Here is a 5,387-nt window from a genome sequence, read left to right on the forward strand (position 1 = left end):
CGTTGTTCGGCTCCTGCTCGAACTTCACCAACTGATTGTCGACGGTGTCCAGGCTCTCGCTGGTCTCCGTCAAAAACTCCCGCAACAGATCATCCATGAAAACAGGCCTTCATACAGGGAGGGCGCGCACGACTTGTGATGCGCCATTTCGGAATGGGGCCAGCTTCACCGCAAAGCGTTTAATAATGGTTGAGTATGTGCAAAAGAACGGAACCAACAAAGAGATAAGGCGCTCCGGACAAGCCGAAGCGCCTCGTAAAGATTCGATTAACGTTTGAGGGCCGCGGCGCGCCTACGACGCGGTGATGGTGATGGCTTCGCCCTCGTGCGCGAGCCGCACGGTGAGCCCGCAAGCCTCTGCCAACAGCCGCGTATAATAAGGCTGGATCGCGTGCGCATCCGCGGCCGGGCCGCGCTCCCCGCTCAGGAGTTCGGAGATGTTCTGCGGCAGGCGCGCATTATGACCGGTCGCGGTGACCCGGAAGCTCATGGTCTCGCCGTCACCGATCGGATCGATCGTCAGCATGCCGCCGCGCGGGATCGTGTGCTGGGAAACAACCAGCATATTGAGCAGCAGCTTGACGCGATTCTTCGGCAGCAAGAGCCGCGGCAGATTCCACGTGATCGAGCACTTGCCGTCCTCGATATGGCCGCGCGCCATGGTCTGGGCGTCGCCGAGGTCGATCTGCGCGCCGGACGAGCCGGCCGCGCCGAAGGCCAGGCGACAGAACTGGAGGCGGGCGGAGGCGGTTTTCGCGCTCTTGCGGATCAAATCGAGCGCGAACTCGCGATCCTCGGGCTTGGGATCGTCGTCGAGCACTTCGAGCCCATTGACGATGGCGCCGACAGGGCTGATGAGATCGTGGCAGACCCGCGAGCACAGGAGCGCGGCGAGTTCGAGCGCATCTGGAGCGGTAGCGGTACCGGGTGACGAAGCGTCAGACATAAAGGGTTCCTGGAATTGCACGGCGCGGACGCGGCGAATCACGCATGCTTGACGAATGCCGCAGGTTCTAACATTCGCAAGCCCGTGGCAGCTAGCTTGCGATCGGCTCGAAGCGGCCCTAAAGCCGCAGCGAATCAGTCGAGTAGGATGGAATTGCCGATGAATGAGGCATGCAGGTGAAGCGGATCATCGACGGCCCGGCCGCCTCCCACCTGATGGAGCCGCTCACTGCGCTGGTGGTGAAGGCGGGCGAAGCGATTCTCGCGGTCAACCGCGCAGCGATGCGGGTCGACGGCAAGCAGGACGGCTCGCCGGTCACCGAGGCCGATCTCGCCGCCGACCGCATCATCGCCGACGGCCTGGCGCAGCTTGCGGGCGACGTGCCGACGCTGTCGGAAGAGCGGACCCAGCTCGCCTCGCCGCCATTCCGCGACAGCTTCTTCCTGATCGACCCGCTCGACGGCACCAAGGAGTTCGTCGCCGGCCGCGACGAGTTCACCGTCAACCTCGCCCTTGTGACCGAAGGCGTGCCGTTGCTGGGCATCGTAGCCGCGCCCGCGCTCGGTCTGCTCTGGCGCGGCATCGTCGGCCGCGGCGCCGAGCGCGTCAGTTTTGACGGCACGAGCATCGGTGCTGCCGAACCGGTCCGCACCCGCACGCTGCCGACGCAGGGCGAGCCCTGGATCGCGGCGGTGAGCCGTTCCCATGGCGACCTCAGAAGCGAGGCGTTCATCGACGGCCGGCCCAATGCGGTCAGGAAGACGGTCGGCTCGGCGGTGAAATTCGGCCGGATCGCGGAGGGCAGCGCCGACATCTATCCCCGCTTCGGACCCACTTGCGAATGGGATGTCGGGGCGGGCTGCGCGGTCGTAACGGCGGCCGGCGGCAAGGTCACCGACGGCAAGGGTGGCGAGCTCCGATTCGGCCAGCGCGGCGACACCGGCTTCATTATCCCGGAATTCATCGCCTGGGGCGATCCGCAGGCGGCGGACCGCTACTGACTGAGCTGTTCCTGGAGCGCCGGCCAGCGCTTGCGCACCTCATAGAGGAAGCGCTCCGGGTCGGCGGCGAAGGCATCGCGGTTGGCCTCCCGGCTGAACAGATAGAGCCGCTGCGCCGAAATCACGTAGAAGCGGGGATTGGCGGCGACGGCGACGCCGCGGGCGATGTCGGCCGGATCGTAGCCGCCGAACTGCGGTCCATAGATCTCGGGATGGGCCAGGAAGGACGCCCGGTTGCCCTCGTTGCGGAAACGCCAGACCGCGCCCCAGAGGTTCGCCTCGAACTCGGCCGTCCCCTGCACGGCCGCGCCATCGACGAAATAGGATACTGGGTCGAACCCCTCGATCGCCACGCCGCTGAAGCGGTTGACGACGATCCGCTCGGTGGTGGCGGCCTCGGCCGGCAAACCTGCGCAAGCGATCCAAATGCCGGCCAGCAGGCAGACCAGAAAGCGGATCAAGGCGATTCCGGGGCGCAAAGGGCTATCTTCCTGCCGTTGTGCCGTCATAGTTGCTGCGGATAACATCCGAGTCGAGGGGACATCCGGCGCAACCTAGAGCCGTGCCTGTTGGCGTCAGGTTAAGGAAGCGGCGGGATTCGATACCAGGGGTTCTTTTATGACTTTCGCATCACGCCTTGCTGCGGTCGCGCTTGCCGCGCTGGTCGGCTGGATCGTCCCGGCCTCCGCCCAGCAGCCGCCGCCGCCCAATTTGCCGCCGCCGCAGCGGAGCCCGTCACCCAGCACCTATGGGCCGGACGAGCTCGTGACCGCCGGCCACCGCTTCTTCGGCAACGTCTCGCGCGGGCTCGCCTCGATCATCGAGAAGGCCGTCAGCCAGTGGGGCCTGCCCAACGGCTATATCCTGGGTGAGGAAGGGTCCGGCGCCTTCGTTGCCGGCCTGCGCTACGGCGAAGGCACGCTCTACACCAAGAACGCCGGCGACCTGCGCGTCTATTGGCAGGGCCCCTCGCTCGGCTTCGACTGGGGCGGCGACGGCGCGCGCACCATGACGCTGGTCTATAACCTGCCCGCCACCAACGCGATCTACCAGCGCTTCGCCGGCATCGACGGCTCGGCCTATATCATCGGCGGCTTCGGCATGACGGCGCTCACCGCCAACAACATCGTGCTGGTGCCGATCCGCTCGGGCCTTGGGCTGCGGCTGGGCGCCAATATCGGCTATTTGAAATTCACCCCGCGCGCGACCTGGAACCCGTTCTAAAGCGCGATCGCGCTTTAGATTGTTGTTCGAGCATGATCTTTCCGGAAAACCGTTGCGCACTTTGCGCTGACGCGGCCCTTCGGGTCCGGATCATGCTCTAGGGCTCCCTCCTCCGGTCCGATTCCGGATTCACGTTAACAACAGGGCGGGGCTGGCTTTTTGCCGGCCCGCCATGCATTGTCTTTGGTAAATTTTTCCTTGCTTTCGGAGTTCTGGCCCCATGGTCGAACCGATCATGTACCTGGCGATCGGCTTCCTGCTCTCGATGCTGTGCGGGCTTGCCATCGTGCCGCTGGTGCATAACCGCGCGGTCCGCCTGACCACGCGCCGGCTCGAGGCCGCGACGCCTCTGTCGATGGCCGAGATCCAGGCCGACAAGGACCAGCTCCGGGCCGAATTCGCCATGTCGGCGCGGCGGCTCGAGATGAGCGTCGACCAGCTCAAGAACAAGACCACGAGCCAGCTCGCCGAGCTCGGCAAGAAGAGCGACGCTATCAACCGCATGAAGATCGAGCTCGGCGAGAAGAACGCCACGATCTTCGCGCTGGAGGCGCGCGAGAAGGCGGTGAAGGAACAGCTCCGCGCCACCGAAGAGGAATTCAGCGCCAAGACCGAGGCCCTGCGCGCCGCCGAGAATGCGCTGACCGACAAGCAGGGCGAGCTCGCAAAAATTAATTCCGAGCTGTCCGACCGCTCGATGATGGCGGAGAGCCGGCAGGTCGAGCTGGTCGCGGTGCGCGCGCAGATAGAGAACTTGAAGAATCGCGTCGGCGACGCCGAGAAGGAATTTGCCGCCACGCAGGCGCGGCTGACGCAGGAGCGGACCGAATCCGAGACCGCCTCCCGCGAGCTCGGCGATGCGCGCGGCCGTGTCGAGAATCTGAGCCAGCGCGTCACCGAGCTCGATCGCCAGCTGATCGTGCAGGTGAAAGAGGCCGAGATGCTGTCGGGCCGCGTCGCCGATCTCGAAGGCCGCCTCGCCACGCAGGGCAAGCTGCTCGCCGAGCGCGACTACGAGAACAACCAGCTCCGCCAGGCCAACGAGGGCAATGATCGCATTATCAAGGAGCTGCGCGTCGAGATCGCCGGCTTGAGCGGCGGCAAGTCGTCGGCGGCGTTCGAATCGCTCCGCGCGGAAAAGACCGCGCTGGAGGAGCAGCTGCGCACCGCGCGCGACGAGCGCGCCAAGCTCCAGCGCGACATCAATGCGATCCAGCAGCAGGCGGAGAGTTCCTGGGCGACCGAGCGCATGGAGAATGCGCTGCTGCGCGAGCGCATCAACGACATCGCAGCTGAAGTTGCAAAACTCGCGATGCAGCTCGAAGGCCCGAACTCGCCGATCGAGGCGCTGCTGGCGGCCGAGGCCGGCCAGCCCCCGAAACCGGCGCCGCGCCCGGCCAATGACGCCGCTGGCAATGGCGCGGCCGCAATCACCCTGCCCGAGGGCGGCGGAACGCTCGCCGAGCGCATCCGCGCGCTGCAGGCCCACGCCTCCCGCGCCCGCCAGCAGGGCGCATAAGCGGCCCAAACCACGGTTTCGCCTGCGATTGCGTGATTGACGGAAGGTTTTCCGGCTTCGAGGCGCCTGGAAACTTGACACCTTTGGCCCGCACTTCTAAATCGCGGGCTCCGATGTGCCGGCCGGCCGAAAGTCCGGCCGTCGGCATGATGGTCCCGGGCGCATAGCTCAGCGGGAGAGCGTTCCCTTCACACGGGAGAGGTCCAAGGTTCGATCCCTTGTGCGCCCACCATCCATCTTCCTGAACCCTCTGCCGGTTGCGAACGATCACCCAGGCCTGACGGCTGTCGGGGCCGTCTGATCAAAAATGTCGAAAACAACCCCATGCACAGTAGCCGGCATCAGTCGGATCAATGGGTTGCGCATTTTCCGAATTTCGATTGACGCGTCGGGCAAAACACCGGCATGATGGCATCATCCAAGGAGAGGCCCGCACCACCGAGCGACTAGCCCGCCTTGACACGCGAGAGGTCCATGGTTCGATCCCATGTGCGCCCACCATTGATCCTAGATTTCAAGAGTCGCTGAAAGCTCCCTTGCGAGGCGTGCGAACGTCCGCTTTGCCAAAAGCGGTCATTCACCCGAGGTCGGCTTTTGACCGATTTTGTTGCAAAAGTCGGCTGTAGCCGACGGATGTCTTTCGGCCATTCGGTAAGGCCGACCGGCTTTGATCCGCCGCCCCTCACGCTCTCAACGC

At 65.0% G+C, this 5,387-nt stretch carries 5 protein-coding genes and 1 tRNA gene; 4 read left to right on the top strand and 2 right to left on the bottom strand.

Annotation, left to right across the window (positions count from 1 at the left end; all coding sequences use genetic code 11):
- Window positions 1–292: 292 nt before the first annotated feature.
- Window positions 293–946 carry a histidine phosphotransferase family protein gene (locus CT676_RS42840; protein ID WP_063985400.1) on the bottom strand — a complete coding sequence of 218 codons (654 nt, stop codon included), beginning with the start codon at window positions 944–946 and terminating at the stop codon, window positions 293–295.
- 170 nt (window positions 947–1,116) lie between these two features.
- On the opposite strand from CT676_RS42840, the gene CT676_RS42845 reads away from it, so the two are divergent.
- A complete protein-coding gene (locus CT676_RS42845) occupies window positions 1,117–1,947 on the top strand; it encodes a 3'(2'),5'-bisphosphate nucleotidase CysQ (protein ID WP_094183830.1) in 831 nt (276 codons plus the stop codon).
- Here CT676_RS42845 and CT676_RS42850 read toward each other — a convergent pair.
- A complete protein-coding gene (locus tag CT676_RS42850) occupies window positions 1,941–2,426 on the bottom strand; it encodes a YHS domain-containing (seleno)protein (protein ID WP_085398734.1) in 486 nt (161 codons plus the stop codon). The two genes, CT676_RS42845 and CT676_RS42850, sit on opposite strands and share 7 nt — an antisense overlap.
- 139 nt (window positions 2,427–2,565) lie before the next feature.
- Between CT676_RS42850 and CT676_RS42855 the strand changes: the two genes are divergently transcribed.
- The 3 genes from CT676_RS42855 to CT676_RS42865 all read left to right on the top strand — a co-directional run bounded on the left by CT676_RS42855 (window position 2,566) and on the right by CT676_RS42865 (window position 4,922).
- The gene (locus CT676_RS42855; RefSeq protein WP_028151234.1) at window positions 2,566–3,171 is read left to right on the top strand and encodes a DUF1134 domain-containing protein; all 606 of its coding nucleotides are present in this window, start codon (window positions 2,566–2,568) and stop codon (window positions 3,169–3,171) included.
- A gap of 220 nt (window positions 3,172–3,391) precedes the next feature.
- Window positions 3,392–4,690, top strand: coding sequence for a hypothetical protein (locus tag CT676_RS42860; RefSeq protein ID WP_085398735.1), 1,299 nt, complete (start codon window positions 3,392–3,394; stop codon window positions 4,688–4,690).
- Between the two features lie 157 nt (window positions 4,691–4,847).
- Window positions 4,848–4,922 (top strand) — tRNA-Val (locus tag CT676_RS42865).
- Window positions 4,923–5,387 lie beyond the last annotated feature (465 nt).

The sequence above is a fragment of the Bradyrhizobium sp. MOS001 genome (assembly GCF_004634465.1).
Lineage (GTDB): Bacteria > Pseudomonadota > Alphaproteobacteria > Rhizobiales > Xanthobacteraceae > Bradyrhizobium > Bradyrhizobium barranii.